Genomic DNA, 20,223 nt, shown 5'->3' with positions numbered 1-20,223 from the left:
ACGGAAGCTATTTCGCCTTCCCACCCCGGCTGAGCAGGAACACGCCCTGTTCACCGAACATGTTCCACACCCACCAGGGCAGATTGAGCGGCACGGGGCGGCCGTAGAGGTCGAGCGCCACCGCGCGCTCCATCTTGACGTTGATCTCCTCGCAGAGCTGCACGAAATCCTTGATGGTGCAGAAATGGATGTTGGCGGTGTCGTACCAGCTCGCCGGCAGATTCTCCGTCCGCGGCATGTGGCCGCCGATCAGGAGCTGCAGCCGCATCTTCCAGAACCCGAAATTCGGGAACGAGACGATCGCGCGATGGCCGATCCGCAGCAGGTTCTCCAGCACCACCTTCGGCTGCCGCGTCGCCTGCAAGGTCTGCGACAGGATCACGTAGTCGAAGGCGTCATCGGGATAATTGACGAGGTCGGTGTCGGCGTCGCCCTGCACCACCGCGAGGCCCTTGGCGACGCAGCCATTGACGCCCTCGCGCGACAGCTCGATGCCGCGGCCGTCGATGCCGCGGCTCTCCAGCAATTGCAGCAGCTCGCCGTCGCCGCAACCGACGTCGAGCACGCGCGAGCCCGGCCGCACCATGTCGGCGACCAGCAGATGATCGGTGCGATAGCCGCCGGTCCGCTCCGGCGCGACGCCCGGCAAGGGAAGTGTCTGCTGCATGCTCATGATCGGCCGTCGTCTTTCAGTCCGCGCGCCTTGCCTGCGGCCAGCAGGAAGGCGCGGGAGATCTCCAGGAATTCCGGCACGTCGAGCAGGAACGCGTCATGGCCGCGATCGGTCTCGATCTCGGCGAACGACACCCGTGCGCTCGACGCGTTCAGCGCATGCACCAGCGCGCGCGATTCCGAGGTCGGAAACAGCCAGTCGCTGGTGAACGACACCACGCAGAACCGCGTCTTGATGCCGGTGAACGCTTTCGCAAGCACGCCATTGTGGTCGGCGGCAATGTCGAAATAGTCCATCGCACGCGTCAGATAGAGATAGGAGTTGGCGTCGAACCGCTCGACAAAGGACGAGCCCTGGTAGCGCAGATAGCTCTCGACCTGGAAATCCGCATCGAACGAGAAGGTCGGCAGCTCGCGGTCCTGCATCCGCCGCCCGAACTTGCGGTGCAGCGCGGCGTCCGAGAGATAGGTGATGTGCGCGGCCATCCGCGCCACCGCCAGTCCGCGATGCGGATGGGTGTCCTCGTCGACATAGCGGCCGCCGCGCCAGTCCGGATCGGCCATCACGGCCTGACGACCGAGCTCGTGGAACGCGATGTTCTGCGCCGAGTGCCGCGTCGAGCACGCGATCGCAAGCGTCGCGAACACGCGCTCGGGATAGGCCGCGGTCCATTGCAGTACCTGCATGCCGCCCATCGAGCCGCCGACCACGCAGAACAGCGTCGCGATGCCGAGCCGATCGATCAGCATCGCCTGCGCGCGCACCATGTCGGGGATCGTGATGATCGGGAAATCGAGCCCCCACACCTTGCCGGTCGCAGGGTTCAGCGACGCAGGGCCAGTCGAGCCCATGCAGCCGCCGATCACATTGGAGCAGATGATGAAGTATTTTTCGGGATCGATCGGCCGGCCGGCGCCAACCATGGTGTCCCACCAGCCCGGCTTGCCGGTGACGGGATGGGTGTTGTTGACGTGCTGATCGCCGGTCAGCGCGTGACAGATCAGGATTGCGTTGGATCTGTCAGCATTGAGCTGGCCATAGGTCTGATAGGCGATCTGGAACGGCGCGAGATCGACGCCGCAATCCAGCTTCAGCGGCTGATCCATGCCGAACTTCGCCACCAGTGACGACGGGTGATCGGCCTCATGGGCGCGATCGTCGCTCGAGGTTTGCGGGCTGGGTATCGGACGCACGTTGCTCATCTAGGCGACCCTGCCTCCGCGCGGGAGGGCTCGAACAGAAATCAGGCCATAAAAAACCCGGCCTGAACAAGGTTCGGCCGGGAGCTGATCTGTCCCCGGCCTGTTTAGCGAGTTGTTTAACGTGGCTGCAAGCCGGCCGGCTCAAATGACCACGGAGTGCAGCGAACCTAGTCCTCAGGCCCCCCGTCGTCAAGGCGGCCAGCGAACCTCCCCTTGCCGGGCGCCAATGGTTAACCGAATGCGCAAGGCACGCCTGCGACGTTTCTCTTTGCTTTCGCTGGCCGTCTTTCCTAATCAGGGACCCTGTCTGGCACGGCATCGGGCCGCCCGGACGACAAGGTTTGAGAGCATGTCCAATCCACCCCCGTCGCCGCCCTCGCTGCAGGAGCTGCGCAAGGAGATCGATGCGATCGACGAGCAGGTTCACCGCCTGCTGATGGCGCGCGGCGACATCATCGACCGCCTGATCCAGGTCAAGAAGACCCAGGAGGTCGGCTCGGCGTTCCGCCCGGCGCGCGAAGCCAGCATGATGCGCGAACTGGTGCAGCGTCATCGCGGCATCCTGCCGCTCGACACCATCGAGAGCATCTGGCGCGTCATCATCTCGACCTTCACCTATGTGCAGGCGCCGTTCGCGGTGCATGCGGACGTCTCGGTCGGCGAGTCCGCGATGCGCGACTCGGCGCGGTTTCACTTCGGCTTCGTGGTGCCTTACGTCTCGCATTTCAGCGCCCAGGCCGCGGTCGAGGCGGTGGCGAAGTCGAAGGGCGACCTCGCTCTGGTCTCCGCGATCGCGAGCCGCACGCCGTGGTGGAATGCGCTCGAGGCCGATGGCGCGCCGAAGATCATCGCGCGGCTGCCGTTCCTCGAGCGCGCCGACCATCCCGCTGCGCTGCCGGTGTTCGTGATCTCGCGGGTCGCCGACGACGCCATGGTCACCGAAGTGCAGACCTGGAGCGTGCGCGTCTCCGGCTGGAACGCCGATGTCGCCCGCGCGCTGGCCCCGCTCGCCGAGATCGTCGCGGTCCCCGACACCGCGTTCGACGGCGCGGCCCTGCTGGTCTCGGTCACCGGGCAAGACCTGACTAACAAGGGTTTCGAGAAGATCAAGCTCGCCTTGATCGAGGCCGGCGCCTCGGTGCGCTCTTCGGCCCTCGTCGGCAGCCACGCAACGCGCTATACGGTGCCGTCTAACGGATCGGCAAGGACCTGAAGCAAGAGCCAGCCGCCCGTAGTATATCCGGAGTTGATGATGTCCCGCCCCGTGCCGAACCCCGGCATCCTCGATATTGCGCCCTACACGCCCGGCAAGAGCCCGGTGCCGGAACCGGGCCGCAAGGTGTTCAAGCTGTCCGCCAACGAGACGCCGTTCGGCCCGTCTCCGAAAGCAATCGCGGCCTACAAGGCTGCGGCTGACCATCTCGAGGACTATCCGGAGGGCACCTCGCGCGTGCTGCGCGAGGCGATCGGCCGCGCCTATGGGCTCGATCCCGACCGCATCATCTGCGGCGCCGGCTCCGACGAGATCCTCAATTTGCTCGCGCACACCTATCTCGCCCCCGGCGACGAGGCGATCTCGACCACCCATGGCTTCCTGGTTTACCCGATCGCCACCATGGCGAACGGCGCCAAGAACGTGATTGCGGCCGAGACCGATTTCACGGCCGACGTCGATGCCATCCTCAAGGTGGTGACGCCGCGCACGAAACTGGTCTGGCTCGCCAACCCGAACAATCCGACCGGCACCTATATCCCGTTCGACGAGGTCAAGCGCCTGCGCGCCGCCTTGCCCTCGCATGTGCTGCTGGTGCTCGACGCCGCCTATGCCGACTACGTCTCGCGCAACGACTACGAGCTCGGCATCGAGCTGGTCGCGACCACGGACAACACGGTGGTGACGCACACGTTCTCGAAGATCCACGGCCTTGCCGCGCTCCGGGTCGGCTGGATGTTCGGCCCGGCGCATATCGTCGATGCCTGCAACCGTATCCGCGGTCCGTTCAACGTCACGACGCCGGCGATGCTGGCGGCGGTGGCGGCGATCGAGGACACGGCGCATGTGCAGATGTCGCGGACGCATACCGAACAGTGGCGCAACTGGCTGACCGAGGAGATCGGCAAGCTCGGGCTCAAGGTGACGCCGAGCGTCGCCAATTTCGTGCTGATCCACTTCCCGGCCGACAAGGGCAAGACCGCCGCGGAAGCCGACGCCTATCTCACCCGGCGCGGCCTCGTGCTGCGCGCGCTCAACAATTACAAGCTGCCGCATGCGCTGCGCATGACCATTGGCACCGAGGAAGCCAACCGCCTCGTGGTCGAGGGCCTGCGCGACTTCCTGGCCGGAAAGTGAACACCGACGTGACCACGGCTCCGCTCTTCAACCGCATCGCGCTGATCGGCTTCGGCCTGATCGGCGGCTCGATCGCGCGCGGCGCGCGCGCGCAAGGCCTGGTCGGCGAGATCGTGACCACCGCGCGCTCGGAGAAGACGCGGGTGCGCGTCGCCGAGCTCGGCATCGTCGATCGCGTCGTCGAGACCAATATCGAGGCGGTGAAGGACGCCGATCTCGTCATCCTCTGCATTCCGGTCGGCGCCTGCGGCCCGGTCGCGGCCGAGGTCGCCGGCCATCTGAAACCCGGCGCGATCATCTCCGACGTCGGCTCGGTGAAGGGCGCCGTGGTCAAGGACATGGCGCCGCATTTGCCTGACGGCGTGCACTTCGTCCCGGCGCATCCGGTGGCCGGCACCGAGCATTCGGGACCGGATTCCGGCTTCGCCGAGCTCTTCATCAACCGCTGGTGCATCCTGACGCCGCCCGAAGGCACCGATCCCGCGGCGACCGACCGGCTGCGCGCGTTCTGGGCCGCGCTCGGCGCCAAGGTCGAGATCATGACGCCGGATCATCATGACCTCGTACTCGCGATCACCAGCCATCTGCCGCATCTGATCGCCTACACCATCGTCGGCACCGCCGACGAACTGGCGCAGGTGACCGAATCCGAGGTCATCAAGTTCTCCGCCGGCGGCTTTCGCGACTTCACCCGCATCGCGGCGTCGGACCCGACGATGTGGCGCGACGTGTTCCTCGCCAACAAGGACGCCGTGCTCGAGATGCTCGGCACCTTCACCGAGGATCTGTCGAAGCTGACGCGCGCGATCCGGCGCGGCGACGGCGAAGCGCTGTTCGACCACTTCACCCGCACCCGCGCCATCCGCCGCGGCATCGTCGAGATCGGCCAGGATTCCGCCGCGCCCGACTTCGGCCGGCCGCATGCGAATTTGAGGAAGTAAGCGATCAGGCACGCGGCCTTCTCCACTTGGTCGTCCTGGCGAGAAAATGGCGGGCGCCTCGGGCTCGATCGGCGCCGCTGAGGCCGCGCGCGCGGCACCGGCAGCCTGCAAGATTGCGGTCACGTTTTTCTCATCGCGGCCGCGGGAATGTTTTGCCGCGACGGACGATATCGCGCGCGAGGGATTAAGGAGTCTATGCAATGCGTAGGGCGGATTAGCGTAGCGTAATCCGCCATCTTGGTGAGTTGGCGCGGCGGGTTACGGCTTCGCCTAACCCGCCCTACGAGCTACGAGCCCTCGACAGAACGCTGCTCAGAACAGCGGCGGAATCTGCGCGACTTTCAGCGGACCCAGAAACACCGCGCCATCGGCGAAGCGCAGCGGGAAGCTGCGCGCCTTCTTGCCTTCGAGCGTCGCTTCAGTGCCGAGCGAATTGATGCCGGCGGAAATGCCCGCATTGGCGTTCTGCTTGATCACCTTGCCGAGGCCGGGGATCGCGCGATCCAGCGCACCGAACAGATTGCTGAGGTCCTGGCTCTTCACGCCCGGTGCAACGCGATCGAGCGTCGCCTGCGGCACGCCCTCCTCCAGCATCTTGTCGATGCCGAGCGCGGGGATGACGCGCTCGAGGCCGGCGACCGTCATCTGCAGTTCGCCCTCGATGCGGCCTTGCGCATTGAGGCGGAGCGTGCCGGCCGCAACCGACAGCACATCGCCCTGCTCGATCCGCGACTGCTGGATCTCGACGCTGCCGCCGGCCGCCTGGATCTCGCGGAAGCGATCCGGCCAAGGCTTCGGCGAGAAATCCTTCAGGCCGTTCAGCCGCGCATGGATGTCGGCGTTGAACGGCTGGGTGAGCAGCGGATGCACGTCCTGCAAGGTGCCGCCGGCGATCTGCAGCACGGTCTCGATCGCGGGGCTGTCCGGCGCCGAGCCGTCGACCTGCCTGCCGTGCAGCTCGATGTGGTTGACCCGCATCAGCGGTGTCGGCGCGGGACCGCCGGTGCGGTCGATGGCGAGATCGTCGAACACCAGCGAGGCGCGCTGCGGCACCGCCGGCAGGCCGACCACGCTGCTGCGGCCCAGGCTCCAGTTGACCTGTAGCGTCGGCTGCGCGTTGCGCTCGGCGATCGTGGCCGGACCCTTGAACTCCGCGATCACAAGCTTGGGATCATAGATCTGCGCCACGACCAGGATCTCGGCGAGCCGCGCCACGAACGACATTTCCGGCGAGGCGGTCTGCGACACCAGCATCACGCTGGGCTGCTCGCAGCGGATTTCGAGCCGGAACGGGTAACCCGCGACCGAGCGCTTGTCGCAATCATAGACCCGGCCGGCCTTCGCCTCCTGCCCGCGCCAGGCATCCGCCTGCACGCCGACCTGCGAAGCGGCAAAGAACCAGAAGCCGCTCCAGAGCACCGCGGCGATCAGGACCACGACAGGGACGGCATAAAGGCCGAGGCGCGAGCGACGGCGGGGGGCGGAGGTCAAATCGGACATGCGGCGTCCTTTGGCGGTCGAATTTGTCAAAATCGAAGCGGCAGCAAGCCGCGGGCAACCCTTACGCACCTCTTGCGCAGCGCTTGCGCAATCCTCGCGCAACCTTTGCGTAACTCTTGCGTAACCCTTGGAAACATCACGGAATCTGCTTCGCTTCGACGGCGTGTTCTGCTAGCCCATCTGCGCGATGTCAGCAAATCCTCCCCATTCCGAAACCGACGGCGACCTCTGGGTGTTCGGCTATGGCTCGCTGATGTGGAAACCGGGCTTCGAGTTCCTGGAGCAGGTGCCGGCGCGGCTGATCGGCGAGCATCGCGCGCTCTGCGTCTATTCGTTCGACCACCGCGGCACGCCGGAGAAGCCGGGCCTGGTGCTCGGCCTCGACCGCGGCGGCGCCTGCCGCGGCATCGCGTTCCGCGTCGCCGCCCGCCTGCGCCACGACACCATCGCCTATTTGCGGGCGCGCGAGCAGACCACCAACGTCTATCGCGAGGTGATGCGCTCGGTGTGGCTGGAGAATGCGGCGCGCGATCGCGTCAGTGCGCTGGCCTATGTGGTCGATCGCGGCCATGTGCAATATGCCGGACGGCTGTCGCTCTCCGAACAACTGCGCCTGGTGCAGCAGGGCCACGGCCGCTCCGGCAACAACCGCGACTATGTGCTCTCGACGGTTGCCGCGATCGAGAAGCAGGGCTTTCGCGATCAGCCGCTGCACCAGCTGGCGGCGATGCTGCATGATTCGGGCACGCTGATGCATCGCGATGCCCGTGCGGCGGACGGGCACGATTCGGCCTGAGCGCGGCCGCGCCATTGATCGCGTGCATCGAGGAACTCCGCTCGCGAATTTTTGCCACGGCGCGAACAATATTGTGGTTTCAATTTCCGGTCGCTGGAATGGAATGACTGGAATGCGCCCCTCATTGCTGAAGCTCGCCGCGCTCGGCCTGCTGTTGCTGCTGAACTCACCATCTCACGCCGGTCTGAGAGAGGATGGCGCGGCGTGCGACGCCAGGGAGCCGCACGCGGAGCTCGCGATCCCGCCTGCACCCGCCTGATCGCGGCCAATCCCAGGGGGCGCGACCTCGCGATCACCTATTACAACCGGGCGCTGGCCTGGCATAACAAGGGCGATCTGGAGAAAGCCAAATCGGATTACGATCAGTCGATCGCGATCAATCCGTCGTTTGCACCCTCCTACGGCCAGCGGGCCAAGGTCTATCTGCAGAACCAGGCCTTCGCGCGCTGGCCGATTACGGCAAGTCCATCGAGCTCGATCCCAACTCGTGGTACGCCTATGTCAATCGCGCGCTGGTCTATGATTTCCGCGGCAAGGACCGGCTCGCGGCGCTGCATTGCCAGGATGCGATCAAGCTCGCGCCGCGCGCAGCCGGCCCCTATTATTGCCGGGCCGTGGTCGAGATCAGCGCCGGCGATCTCGACAATGCCGCGCGGGATATCGACCGCGCGATCGCGATCCAGGACGGGCAAGCCGAGTTCTACTCGCTGCGCGGCCTGACGCTGGCCAGCAGAGGCGAGCTCGACCAGGCGATGCGCGACTACGACCACGCCACGCAACTGAACGCACAGGGCGCGCTGAATTACGCACGCCGCGGTCTCGCCGACGAGAAGAAGGGTGATATCGACGCTGCGCGCGCCGACTTCCGGCATGCGCTCGACGTCATCGGCCTCGACCAGCTCGACCGCACCCAGGGCCAGCGCGTCGCCAGGGACGGCCTGCAACGGCTGGATCAGGTCGCCACCACGGAGAAGAGCGTCGTCGCAGATCACGGCGCGGCCAAACCTGGCACGGCCAATCCTGCTCCCGCGCTCGCCACGGCCGTTCCGATCGCGCCTGTCGGCGCGGGTGCAAAGGCAGCGATGACCGAGAAGCGCGTCGCGCTTGTCGTGGGCAATTCGAAATACCGCTCGGTGCCGGTGCTGCCGAACCCCAGCCAGGACGCCGCGGCGATTGCCGATACGCTGCGCGCGGTGGGCTTTCAGGACGTCCGCCTCGTCACCGACGCGACGCGGGACAGCCTGGTCGAGGCCCTGAAGTCGTTCGCCAACGCGGGCGACGGCGCCGACTGGGCCGTGATCTACTATGCCGGGCACGGCATGGAGATGGCAGGCGAGAACTATCTCGTGCCGGTCGACGCGAAGCTCGCGACCGACCGCGACGTGCCGTTCGAGGCCGTCGCGCTGACCCAGGTGATGGGCGCCACCGAAGGCGCGCGCAAGCTGAATCTCGTCATCCTCGATGCCTGCCGCGACAATCCGTTCGCCAACCAGATCAAGCGCACCGTCGCGTCACGCTCGATCGGCAGGGGATTGGCCCAGGTCGAACCCGACAGCGGTACGCTGGTGGTCTACGCCGCCAAGCACGGCCAGGTCGCGCTCGACGGCGAAGGCGGCCACAGCCCGTTCGTGACCGCGCGGATCAAGCGCATGCAGACTCCTCGGATCGAGATCCGCAAGCTGTTCGACCTCGTGCGCGACGACGTCATGGCGGCGACGGATCGACGCCAGCAGCCTTTCAGCTACGGTTCGGTGCCGGAAGCGAGGACTTCTACTTTGTCGGCGCGAGCCAGAATGCAGCCAAGTAGTCCGCCTCCGCGCGGTCGAGAACCAGCAATCGGGAATACGGCCATCGTCAGGCCTCTGTTGCGATCCGATAAATCGCGGCGGGCGTATGGCGGCGCCCTGTGACATTTAGGCTTTTGCATCGCAGCGCGGACGGATAGAAGCTCATCGGCAAACGCCGATCGCAAATGCAATGAACCTCTCCGCACCCTTCATCCGCCGGCCGGTCGGCACCACGCTGCTGTCTCTTGGACTGGTGGTGGCGGGCATCATTGCGTTCTTCAAGCTGCCGGTATCGCCGCTGCCCGACGTCGATATCCCGACCATCATGGTGCAGGCGACCCTGCCCGGCGCCAGCCCGGCCGACGTCGCCGCAACCGTGGCGAGCCCGCTCGAGCGTCATCTTGGCCAGATCGCCAGCGTTACCGAAATGACGTCGACGTCTTCGCTCGGCTCTGCCCGCGTCACGCTGCAATTCGACATCGACCGCGACATCAACGGCGCCGCGCGCGACGTGCAGGCGGCGATCAACGCGGCGCGCGCCGACCTGCCGACCAACCTCCGCGCCAACCCCACCTACCGCAAGTTCAACCCGGCCTCGGCGCCGATCCTGATCTACACTCTAACGTCGGACACGCTGACGCCGGCCGAGCTCTATGACGCCGCCTCGACCGTGCTGGCGCAGAAGCTGTCGCAGGTCGAGGGCGTCGGCGAGGTCTCGGTCGGTGGCGGCTCGCTGCCCGCGGTGCGCGTCGAGCTGATCCCGCCGGCGCTCTACAAATACGGGATCGGGCTCGAGGACGTCCGCGCCGCGCTCTCGAGCGCCAACGCGCACAGCCCGAAGGGCGGCATCGACGTCGGCGACCAGCGCTACCAGATCTACGCCAACGACCAGGCGCGGAAAGCCGCCGACTACAAGCCGCTGGTCGTCGCCTACCGCAACGGCGCGGCGGTGCGCCTGACCGATGTCGGCGACGTCATCGATTCCGTGGAGAATGTGCGCACGCTCGGCCTTTCCAACGGCAAGCCGGCCGTCGTGATGATCGTGTACCGGCAGTCGGGCGCCAACATCATCAAGATGGTCGACAGCGTGAAAGGGCTGATGCCGCAGCTCAGGGCCTCGGTTTCGCCCGCGATCGACATCACGCTGGCGATGGACCGCTCGAAGACGATCCGGGCCTCGCTGCACGATGTCGAGATCACGCTCCTCATCGCCGTCGCCCTGGTGATCCTGGTCGTGTTCGCCTTCCTGCGCAACGCCCGCGCAACGCTGGTGCCTGTCGTGGCGGTCGGCGTGTCGCTGATCGCGACCTTTGCCGTGATGTATTTGCTGGGCTACACGCTCGACATCTTCTCGCTGATGGCGCTGACGGTGGCGACCGGCTTCGTGGTCGATGACGCCATCGTGGTGCTGGAGAACATCGCCCGTCACCTGGATGCCGGGATGTCGCGGCTGGAGGCGACGCTGGTCGGCACCCGCGAGGTCGGCTTCACCGTGCTGTCGATGAGCGTGTCGCTGATCGCAGTGTTCGTGCCGATCCTGCTGATGGGCGGCCTGGTCGGCCGCCTGTTCCGCGAATTCGCCATGACCATCACCATCGCCATCGTGATCTCGCTGGTGGTCTCGCTGACGACGACGCCGATGATGTGCGCGGTGCTGCTGCGCAAGGAGGAAGGCCAGCCGCATGGCTGGATCTACCGGATCAACGAGCGCGCCTTCGAGCGGATGCTGAGCGGCTACCGCGCGACACTCGGCCTCGCGCTGCGACATCCGCTGCTGGTGATGCTGATCCTGGGCTGCACGCTCTATCTGAACGTGCATCTCTACAAGGTGGTGCCCAAGGGCTTCGTTCCGCAACAGGATACCGGGCTGCTGATCGGCTCGATCCAGGCCGACCAGAGCACCTCGTTCCAGCTGATGCAGCAGAAGCTGACCCAGTTCATCGACATCGTGAAGTCAGACCCGGCGGTCGATACCGCCGTCGGCTTCACCGGCGGCGGCGGCGTCGGTCCGGGCGGCACCAACACCGGCACCGTGTTCGCTTCGCTGAAGCCGATGGACGAACGCAAGCTGCGCGCCGACAAGGTGATCGAGCGGCTGCGCGACCCGTTGGCAAGGGTGGCGGGCGCCACCCTGTACCTGCAATCGATCGGCGATCTCGGCGCCGGCGGGCGCTCGGGCAACGCGGCCTATCAATACACGCTGAAGGGCTCGACCTTCGAGGAGCTGAACGAGTGGACGCCCAAGCTCGTCGCCGCGCTGCAGAAAGAGCCGACGCTCGCCGACGTCAACACCGACCAGCAGAACAAGGCGCTGCAAGCCAACCTGGTGATCGATCGCGACGCCGCCTCGCGACTCGGGATCACGGTCAGCCAGCTCGACAACACGCTCTATGACGCCTTCGGACAGCGCCAGGTCTCGACCATCTTCGTCGCGCGCAACCAGTATCACGTGATCATGGAGGTCGCGCCGCGCTTCTCGCAGGACCCGCAGACGCTGAAGGAGGTCTACATCTCGACTTCGGGCGGATCGGCGACCGGCACGCAGAGCACCAATGCGGTGGCCGGCACGGTGGCCTCGTCGTCGCAGAAGAGCTCGATCAGCGCGGTCGCCGCCAATGTGGTGCGCAATCAGGCGACCAACTCGATCGGCGCCACCGGCAAGGGCGTCGCCTCGACCGGAACCGCGGTCTCGACCAGCGCGGAGACGATGATCCCGCTGTCGAGCGTCGCCCGCTTCGAGCACGGCGAGACGCCGCTTGCGGTGAACCACCAGGATTTGCTGGTCGCCAGCACCATCTCGTTCAATTTGCCGCCGGGCGTCTCGCTCAGCACCGCGACCACCACGATCGAGAACGCGATGCATGCGCTCGGCATGCCGGCGGGCATTTCCGGCGGGTTCGCGGGCTCCGCGAAGATCTTCCAGCAGGCGCTGGCGAACGAGCTGTTCCTGATTCTCGCAGCACTCGCGACGATCTACATCTCGCTCGGCATGCTTTACGAGAGCTACGTCCACCCGCTGACCATCCTGTCCACTTTGCCCTCGGCCGGCGTCGGCGCGGTCGCGGCACTGATGCTGTCGCACACCGATTTCGACATCATCGGCATGATCGGGGTGATCCTGCTGGTCGGCATCGTCAAGAAGAACGCGATCATGATGATCGACTTCGCGCTCGACGCCGAACGCCAGCGCGGGCTGTCATCGCGCGATGCGATCTACGAGGCCTGCCTGATGCGGTTCCGCCCGATCATGATGACGACGCTCGCCGCGCTGTTCGGCGCGGTGCCGCTGATGATCGGCCTCGGCGAAGGCAGCGAGCTGCGCCAGCCGCTCGGTATCGCGATCTTCGGCGGGCTGATCCTGAGCCAGATCCTGACGCTCTACACCACGCCGGTGGTCTATCTCTATCTCGACCGCGCCAGGCTGTGGGTCCAGCGCCGCCGTGCGGCGCGGCGCGCACGGCGGGCCGCCGCCAGCGCGGCCGGTCGTTGACAGGCCGCCGGTCTTGCCAACCTGCCGCGAACCGAGCTGTGACTCCAGCACCTGATATCGCCGCGTCGCGCTGGTTCAACACCGGCGAGCCGCCGACCCTGGCCGGGCGACGCGGCCGCCCGGTGCTGCTGCACGCCTTCCAGATGCTGTGTCCCGGTTGCGTCTCCCACGGTATGCCGCAGGCCCGGCGCGCCTTCGAGCTGTTCAAGCATTCCGACCTCCAGGTGAGCGGGCTGCACACCGTGTTCGAGCACCACGCGGCGTGCGGCTTCCTGCTGTAATTCCCGGTGCGTGTTTCGCGCCTGACGGTTCCTGACCCGGAGCCGTACACGGTACCTTGGTACGACATCGTCCAATCGCTGCATGTTCTTCACGATGCGTTGCTTGCCGGACGGAGCTCAAGTAACAAGTGTTCGTGGTGGAGGTGCGATCGCGGACCTTCAGAAGACGTGGTTGACAACATGGCGCGAATGCCGATGACGGGCCGATCAACGTCCCGCAATTCTCATGCCCGTAGGACCGGTACCGTGCATTCGTGGCGCGCTGCGCTGTTGGCAACCGCCGCCTGGCTGGCCGTCGATACCCGCGCCGGCTATGCGCAGACCTACATCACCAATTATCAGGTGATCTCCAGCCCCAACCAGTTTGCCTCACCGATCTATCTGCAGGGCGGCCAGCTCAGTGCGGCGGCCTCGCTCGCGAGCATTGCGGCAGCCATCAACGTCGATGACAACCAGTCGGGCACACTCTCGGCCCAGAATGGCGGCTCTGTCGGCATCAACATCGGCAGGCTCGGCCAGAACGCGGTGCTGCACCTCGGCTCCGCCAGCGAGCAAGGCACCATCGTCATCAATGGGTTCGCCGGCAATGCGGTTAGCAGTCCACCCTCGCTGTACATCGACGGCGGCTATGTGCGGGCGGGATCCTGGCAGTTCGGCGTAGCGCCCTCCACCTTCGCCGGCACGACAGTGGCCGCGAATGCTTTCCTTGACTTCAATGTCTATGCCGGGAGTGTCCGCAACCTGCAGGGAGCGGGTACGATCGGAAGCCTCGACACCCAGATCACCGTGGACGGTGGCAACTATGCCGGCAGCATCGTCGGCGCGAGTCTGCTCGCATTCTATGGAACCACAATCTGGAGCGGGACCGCGAGCGGCATCCAGGCCTATCATGTGAACAGCGGCGCGACGCTGACAACCTCGGGCGGCGCAACCATGCTGCCCACAGCCCTGCTCACGGTCGACGGAACATACAACCTCAACACCAGCGAAACCGTCGGCTCGCTGGCCGGGGCGGGCAACGTGGTGATCGCATCCGGGCAGACGCTGACCTCCGGCAGCGACAATACCACCACCACCTTCTCCGGCGTCATTTCCGGTCCCGGCGGGCTGACCAAGAATGGCACCGGCACCCTCACTTTGAGCGGCTCCAATACCTATAGCGGCGACACCACGATCAACGCCGGTACGCTCCTGATGGGCACCGCCAATGCCATAGCCAACAGCCGCACGCTCGTCGTGTGGGGCGGCACCTACGACCTGAACAACTTCGACCAGAGCATCGGCGGCATCAACGGCAATTCCGCGACAACGATCGACCTGCGCTCGGCGACGCTGACGGTCGGGGGCGCCAACCAGAATTCGGGTTTTTTCGGCAACATCACCGGCTTCGGCGGCCTCATCAAGACCGGCACGGGCTACCAGGATCTGTACGGCATCAACAGCTACTCCGGATCGACCGTCATCAACAACGGCGTGCTGCGTCTGACCACCGGCGGCACTCTGCTCAATACGCCGACCATCGACGTCTACAACGGCGGCACTTTCATCCTCGGGACGGCCAATGGGCTGTCGACGTCCGTGGGGATCACGCTGCATGATGCCGGTTCGGGTCTGCTGCAGGGGGTCAATCAGACGATTGGATCCCTGGCCGGCAGCGACGGCTCGTTCGTCCTGCTGAGTTCAGCAAGCCTGCTGACCACAGGAACCAGCAATGGCAACGCCGTGTTCGCCGGCCGTATCGACGGCGACGGCGCGCTGACCAAGGTCGGCACCGGCGCGCTGACGCTGTCGGGCCACAACACCTACAGCGGCGCCACCACGGTGAGCGGCGGCTCGCTCTATGTGAACGGTTCGATCGCCGCCTCCTCCGGCGTCACCGTTGCGGCCGGCGCACTGCTTGGCGGATCCGGCACGGTGTCTTCCACCGTGGTGAACGGAACGCTCTCGGCCGGCAACTCGCCCGGCACGCTGACGGTTGCCGGCAACCTCGCTCTCAATGCGGGAGCTACCTCGATCTTCGAGCTGAACACGCCGGGCGTGGTCGGCGGCAGCAATCAGGGGACCGGAAACGATCTCGTCAACGTGAGCAACAACCTCACGCTCGGCGGCACCCTCGACGCGCGGATCGCCGCGGCGGGCTTCTATCGCCTGTTCACCTATGGCGGCGCGCTGTCCGGCGATTTCGCGGCCAAGACCCTCAGTTCCACCACCTCGGGCTTCACCATCGCCAGCGCGCAGCTGGAGACCACGATTCCTGGCCAGGTCAACCTCTCGGTGCTTGGCACCGGACAGAACCTGCAGTTCTGGGACGGCGCCGACAGCACCGGCAACGGCACCGTCAACGGCGGTGCAGGAACCTGGAGCGCCGGCGGCACCAACTGGACCGGCAAACCCGGACAGGCGGCGATCAACGGCACATGGGGCGGATCGGTCGGCGTGTTCGCCGGCGCGGCCGGCGGCACGGTGGTGGTGGCGGGCACACACAGCTTCGATACGCTGCAGTTCTCGACCAATGGCTACACGCTGAGCGGCGGCACCCTGGCGATCGCGCCGGCCAGCGGCAATACCGGCGTGTTCAATGTCGACAGCAACATCTCGGCCACGATCGCGTCGACGATCGCCGATGGCAGTGGCACCGCGCTGGCTAAGGCCGGAGGCGGCACCCTGGTGCTGACCGGCAGCAACAGCTACAGCGGCGGCACGATTCTCGCCGGCGGCACCCTTTCGGTCTCGTCGGATGCCAATCTGGGGCTTGCCTCCGGCGCGCTGACATTCACGGGCGGCATGCTGCAGGTTACCGGCACGTCGTTTACGACGACGTCCCGCGCGGTCACGCTTGCGGCAGGCGGCGGCGGATTCGATATCGCCGACGCGGCGAACACGTTCACGCTGAACCAGGCCGTCACCGGGGCCGGCGGCCTGACGAAATCCGGCGCGGGCACACTGGTGCTGGCAGGCGCCAATACCTATCAGGGCGGCACGACGATCAGCGGCGGCGTGCTGCAGGTCGCTGCTGACAACAACCTCGGGACGGCTGGCAGCGGCGTCACGTTCAATGGCGGCACGCTGAGCACGCAAGGCAGCTTCACCGCTGCTCGCGGGCTGGCTTTCACCGGCGCGGGCTCGATCACAACCGGCGGCGGCACGGTCGTCGACTTCGGCGGCGCCATCAGCGGCAGCGGTCCGTTCACCAAGAGCGGCGACGGACGGCTGACGCTCAGCGGCGACGGCAGCGCGTTCAGCGGCGCGACCACGGTTTCGGCTGGCACGCTGGCGGTCAACGGCGTTCTCGGCGGCACGCTCGCGGTGGACGCCGGCGCGCGGCTGCAAGGCAACGGCACGGTCGGGCCGGTGGCGCTCGCCGCGGGCGCGACCATCGCGCCGGGAAACTCGATCGGCACGCTCAATGTCGCCGGCAATCTCGCGTTCGCGCCCGGCGCGATCTACGAGGCGGACGTCAACGCCGGCGGGCAAAGCGACCGCATCGCGGCGAGCGGACTCGCGACGTTGTCCGGCGCCAGGGTCAGCGTCCTCGCCGGGAGCGGCAACTACGGGCTGCGGACCAGCTACACAATCCTCACCGCGGCCGGAGGGCTCTCCGGCACCTTCGCGGACGTCAGTTCCAACCTCGCCTTCCTGACGCCAAGCCTGGCCTACGATCCGCACAGCGTGACCCTGACGCTGACCCGCAACAGCACGGATTTCGCCGCTGTCGGCGCGACGCCGAACCAACGCGCCACCGGCGCGGCGATCGACCGTCTCGACATCGGCAGCCCGGTGTCGAGCGCCGTCCTCCAGATGGACGAAGCCACCGCGCGCCGCGCATTCGACCAGTTCTCCGGCGAGATCCATGCCTCGAGCCGCGCCGTGCTGCTGCAGGACAGCCACGTCGTACGCGACATGGTGATGGACCGTCTGCGCAATGCCTTCGCCACCGCCGGCGCACCGTCGCTGCCGATGATGGCCGATAGCGGGCAGCCGGCAAGCACGCCCAGCCATGACATCGTGGTGTGGGGCCAGGCGCTCGGCGCGTGGGGCTACCTGGCTGGTGACGGCAATGCCTCGCGCATCAACCGCACTACCAGTGGTGTGCTGGCGGGCGCCGATGCCCGCGTCGGCGACGGCGACTGGCGGGTCGGCTTCGTCGGCGGCTACAGCCAGACACGGCTCGACGTAGCACGGCTCGGTGCCTCGGGCACCAGCGACAACGCCCATGTCGGTCTCTATGCCGGCACCGAATGGAATGCGCTTGCGCTGCGCGCCGGCGTCGCCGGCAGCTGGCAGGACCTTGCTGCGAGTCGCACCATCGTGCTTCCCAATTTCGCCGATCGGCTGACCTCCTCGTACGGGGCCTGGACCACGCAAGTGTTCGGCGAGCTCGGCTATCGCCTGCGTGTCGGCCGGTTCGATCTCGAGCCTTTCGCCGGCGCCGCGTACGTCAATGCGGCGAGCGACGCCTTCCGCGAGACGGGGGGCGCTGCAGCGCTCACCGGCTATAATCCAACGATGGAGGCGACGTTCACCACGCTCGGCGCGCATGCCGCGACCGGCTTCGACCTCGCCGGCGTCTCCACCACCGCCCGCGCGACCGTCGGATGGCGGCATGCGTTCGGCGCCGTCACGCCGATCACCATGGTCAGCTTCGCCAATGGCGACCCCTTCACCATCGCCGGTACGCCGCTCGCCCGCGACGCCGCCGTGCTCGAGGCCGGGCTCGACGCGCGGGTGTCGGTGGACGCGACGATCAATCTCTCCTACAGTAGCCAGCTCTCCGGGGCCCTCATCGACCAGTCGTTCCGCACCGGGCTCAATCTGAAGTTCTAGCCTTGCGCCGACCAAAACCATCGCCTTGCTGGAGGATCTCATGAAGACCTATCAGCTCTACATCGACGGCCAGTATGTCGATCCCGCCAATGGCGAGTGGTTCGACACCATCGATCCCTATCGCGGCGAGGCCTGGGCCAGAATTCCGCGCGGCTCGGCCGCCGACGCCGACAAGGCGGTGAAATCAGCCAATGAGGCGATGTGGCGCGGCCCATGGGCGAAAATGACGGCGTCCGCACGCGGCAAGGCGATGCGCAAGCTCGGCGACCTCGTCGCCGCCAATGCGGAGCGTCTCGCCGAGATCGAGGTGCGCGACAACGGCAAGCTGATGGCCGAGATGCTGGGCCAGCTGCGCTACCATCCGGAGTGGTGGTGGTATTTCGGCGGCCTCGTCGACAAGCTCGAGGGCGGCCTGGTGCCGATCGACAAGGCGGATACCTTCGCCTACACGACGCATGAGCCGGTCGGCGTCGTCGCGGCCCTGACCGCCTGGAATTCGCCGCTGCTGTTCGTCGCCTGGAAATGCGCCGCAGCGCTTGCGGCCGGTTGCGCGGTGGTCGTCAAGCCCTCGGAATTCACCTCGGCCAGCACACTGGAATTTGCGGCGCTGACCAAGGAAGCCGGCATTCCGGACGGCATCTTCAACGTGGTGACCGGCTTTGGGCCCGAGGCAGGCTCCGCATTGATCTCGCATCCCGGCGTCGCCAAGATCACCTTCACGGGATCGGACACGACCGGCGCAAAGGTCTACGAGACTGCCGCCAGGAGCCTGAAGCGGGTCTCGCTCGAGCTCGGCGGCAAGTCGCCGAACATCGTGTTCGAGGATGCCGACCTCACGGCGGCTGCGGCCGGCGCGATCTCCGGCATCTTCGCCGCCACCGGCCAGACCTGCATCGCCGGTTCGCGCCTGCTGGTACAGAGCTCGATCAAGGAGAAGTTCGTCGCGCGCGTGCTGGAGCTGGCGAAATCCGCCAAGATCGGCGACCCCATGCAGGCCGACACCAATGTCGGCCCGATCACGACGCCGGCGCAGTACAAGAAGGTGCTCGACTACATCGATATCGCGAAGGCCGAAGGCGCGCGCTGCCTGCTCGGCGGCAAGCCGGCCTCCGGCGAGGGCATCAAGGGCGGCCAGTTCGTCGAACCGACCATCTTCACCGACGTCGACAACACCATGCGGATCGCCCGCGAGGAAGTATTCGGCCCGGTGCTGTCGATCATCTCCTTCGACACCGAGGAAGACGCCATCCGCATCGCCAACGACACGATCTACGGCCTTGCCGCCGGCATCTGGACCAAAGATCTGGCGCGCGCCATCCGCGTGCCGAAGCAGCTGCGCGCCGGCACGGTGTGGGTCAACACCTACCGCGCCATCAGCTACATGATGCCGTTCGGCGGCATGAAGTTCTCCGGCGTCGGCCGCGAAAGCGGCATCGACGCGGTGCGCGAATATCAGGAGACCAAGAGCGTCTGGATCTCGACCGCGACGGACGTGCCGGCGAATCCGTTCGTCATGCGGTAACTCTCCGCCTACCCCTTCGCCGCACTCGGCACACCGCCGAACAATTTCGCCTGCTCGGCGCGGCCGGCTTCGACGATGCGTGTGGTGGCGGTTTCGATCTGATCGCGCAGGCGGGTCATGAACTCGTCGCGCGGCAGGCCCGGCGGCAATGGATCGAGGAATTCGACCACCAGCGTGCCGGGATAGCGCATGAAGGTGCGGCGCGGCCAGAACAGCCCGGAATTGAGCGCGACCGGCAGGCACGGCACGCCGCTCTCGGCATAGATCTGCGCGACGCCGGCCTTGTAGTTCGGCGTAGCGCCGGGCGCGGTGCGGGTGCCTTCCGGGAAGATCACGAGTTGCCGGCCGAGCTTCACTTCGGCCGCCGCACGCTTGAGCGTCTTGACCAGCGAGCGCGGGCCGCCGCCGCGCTCGACCGAGATCATGCCGACCTTCTTCAGGTACAAGCCGAACACCGGGATCATCATCAGCTCGCGCTTGAGGATGAACAGCGGATACTCGAAGAAGCGCACCAGCGCGAACGTCTCCCAGAACGACTGGTGCTTGGAGGCGACGACCAGCGGCCCGCTCGGAATCTTCTCGACGCCGCGGAACTCGATCCTGATGTTGCAGATCACGCGCATCAGGAACAGGCTGGTGTTGGCCCACGCGGCCTCGATCGCCATCATCGCGCCGCGCGGCAGCAGCAGCGTTGGCAGCGCGACGATGCAGAGCAGCACCAGCACCAGGTAGAACAGCACGTTGAAGATCAGCGAGCGCAGGAAAATCATTTCAGTCCTTGTTTGAGCACGATCTCCGCGCAAACGCGTTCCGCGTCTGTCGCGAGGAAAACCGCTCCGCACCTTTCCGGGTCATGC

At 66.4% G+C, this 20,223-nt stretch carries 14 protein-coding genes, 1 pseudogene and 1 riboswitch; of the genes and pseudogenes, 11 read left to right on the top strand and 4 right to left on the bottom strand.

The genetic code is table 11. From position 1 onward, the window contains the following. Positions 1-7 precede the first annotated feature (7 nt). Together metW and metX are read right to left on the bottom strand one after the other, a co-directional pair. Positions 8-673: a methionine biosynthesis protein MetW gene (metW, locus tag ACVW1C_RS24255; protein ID WP_176533773.1), complete on the bottom strand. Its 666-nt coding sequence runs from the start codon at positions 671-673 to the stop codon at positions 8-10. Continuing rightward, on the bottom strand, positions 670-1,875 hold the full coding sequence (gene metX / locus ACVW1C_RS24250) for a homoserine O-acetyltransferase MetX (RefSeq protein ID WP_456760556.1): 1,206 nt from the start codon (positions 1,873-1,875) through the stop codon (positions 670-672). The genes metW and metX overlap by 4 nt, the downstream gene beginning before the upstream one ends. Positions 1,876-1,958: 83 nt before the next feature. Next, positions 1,959-2,038: riboswitch (SAM riboswitch) on the bottom strand. Between the two features lie 186 nt (positions 2,039-2,224). On the opposite strand from metX, the gene ACVW1C_RS24245 reads away from it, so the two are divergent. Genes ACVW1C_RS24245 through ACVW1C_RS24235 form a run of 3 tightly spaced genes read left to right on the top strand, consistent with a single transcriptional unit; the run spans position 2,225 to position 5,166 of the window. After that, complete coding sequence (locus ACVW1C_RS24245) at positions 2,225-3,088, top strand: chorismate mutase (protein WP_456760555.1); 864 nt, start codon at positions 2,225-2,227, stop codon at positions 3,086-3,088. 39 nt (positions 3,089-3,127) lie between these two features. Beyond that, positions 3,128-4,225 carry a histidinol-phosphate transaminase gene (hisC, locus tag ACVW1C_RS24240; protein WP_456760554.1) on the top strand — a complete coding sequence of 366 codons (1,098 nt, stop codon included), beginning with the start codon at positions 3,128-3,130 and terminating at the stop codon, positions 4,223-4,225. A gap of 8 nt (positions 4,226-4,233) precedes the next feature. After that, entirely contained in the window at positions 4,234-5,166 is a 933-nt protein-coding gene (locus ACVW1C_RS24235; protein ID WP_456760553.1) for a prephenate/arogenate dehydrogenase family protein, read from the top strand. 312 nt (positions 5,167-5,478) lie between these two features. On the opposite strand, the gene ACVW1C_RS24230 is transcribed toward ACVW1C_RS24235, so the two are convergent. Beyond that, a complete protein-coding gene (locus ACVW1C_RS24230) occupies positions 5,479-6,666 on the bottom strand; it encodes a DUF2125 domain-containing protein (protein WP_456760552.1) in 1,188 nt (395 codons plus the stop codon). A 187-nt stretch (positions 6,667-6,853) separates the two neighbouring features. Between ACVW1C_RS24230 and ACVW1C_RS24225 the strand changes: the two genes are divergently transcribed. The 8 genes and pseudogenes from ACVW1C_RS24225 to ACVW1C_RS24190 all read left to right on the top strand — a co-directional run bounded on the left by ACVW1C_RS24225 (position 6,854) and on the right by ACVW1C_RS24190 (position 19,366). Then, positions 6,854-7,462 (top strand): gamma-glutamylcyclotransferase, encoded by a 609-nt coding sequence (locus ACVW1C_RS24225; protein WP_456760551.1) that lies wholly within the window; start codon positions 6,854-6,856, stop codon positions 7,460-7,462. A gap of 112 nt (positions 7,463-7,574) precedes the next feature. After that, positions 7,575-7,721, top strand: coding sequence for a hypothetical protein (locus tag ACVW1C_RS24220; RefSeq protein ID WP_456763300.1), 147 nt, complete (start codon positions 7,575-7,577; stop codon positions 7,719-7,721). Beyond that, entirely contained in the window at positions 7,667-8,182 is a 516-nt protein-coding gene (locus tag ACVW1C_RS24215) for a tetratricopeptide repeat protein (protein ID WP_456763158.1), read from the top strand. The genes ACVW1C_RS24220 and ACVW1C_RS24215 overlap by 55 nt, the downstream gene beginning before the upstream one ends. Beyond that, complete coding sequence (locus ACVW1C_RS24210) at positions 8,077-9,372, top strand: caspase family protein (protein WP_456760550.1); 1,296 nt, start codon at positions 8,077-8,079, stop codon at positions 9,370-9,372. Before ACVW1C_RS24215 ends, ACVW1C_RS24210 begins: the two co-directional genes overlap by 106 nt. A gap of 67 nt (positions 9,373-9,439) precedes the next feature. Then, complete coding sequence (locus ACVW1C_RS24205; protein WP_456760549.1) at positions 9,440-12,739, top strand: efflux RND transporter permease subunit; 3,300 nt, start codon at positions 9,440-9,442, stop codon at positions 12,737-12,739. A 38-nt stretch (positions 12,740-12,777) separates the two neighbouring features. Next, positions 12,778-13,002 (top strand): annotated as a pseudogene (locus ACVW1C_RS24200) (TlpA family protein disulfide reductase); the annotation flags it as partial. 264 nt (positions 13,003-13,266) lie between these two features. Continuing rightward, positions 13,267-17,844 carry an autotransporter outer membrane beta-barrel domain-containing protein gene (locus ACVW1C_RS24195; protein WP_456760548.1) on the top strand — a complete coding sequence of 1,526 codons (4,578 nt, stop codon included), beginning with the start codon at positions 13,267-13,269 and terminating at the stop codon, positions 17,842-17,844. A 40-nt stretch (positions 17,845-17,884) separates the two neighbouring features. Continuing rightward, entirely contained in the window at positions 17,885-19,366 is a 1,482-nt protein-coding gene (locus tag ACVW1C_RS24190) for an aldehyde dehydrogenase (protein WP_456760547.1), read from the top strand. A gap of 8 nt (positions 19,367-19,374) precedes the next feature. Here the strand turns inward: ACVW1C_RS24190 and ACVW1C_RS24185 are convergent, their stop codons facing one another. Beyond that, positions 19,375-20,136, bottom strand: a complete 762-nt coding sequence (locus ACVW1C_RS24185; protein WP_456760546.1) for a lysophospholipid acyltransferase family protein — start codon at positions 20,134-20,136, stop codon at positions 19,375-19,377. Positions 20,137-20,223: the final 87 nt, after the last annotated feature.

The organism is Bradyrhizobium sp. USDA 4011, assembly GCF_054063415.1.
The sequence above is the reverse complement of the archived record's forward strand: the minus strand, read 5'-3'. Positions and strand labels throughout refer to the sequence as shown.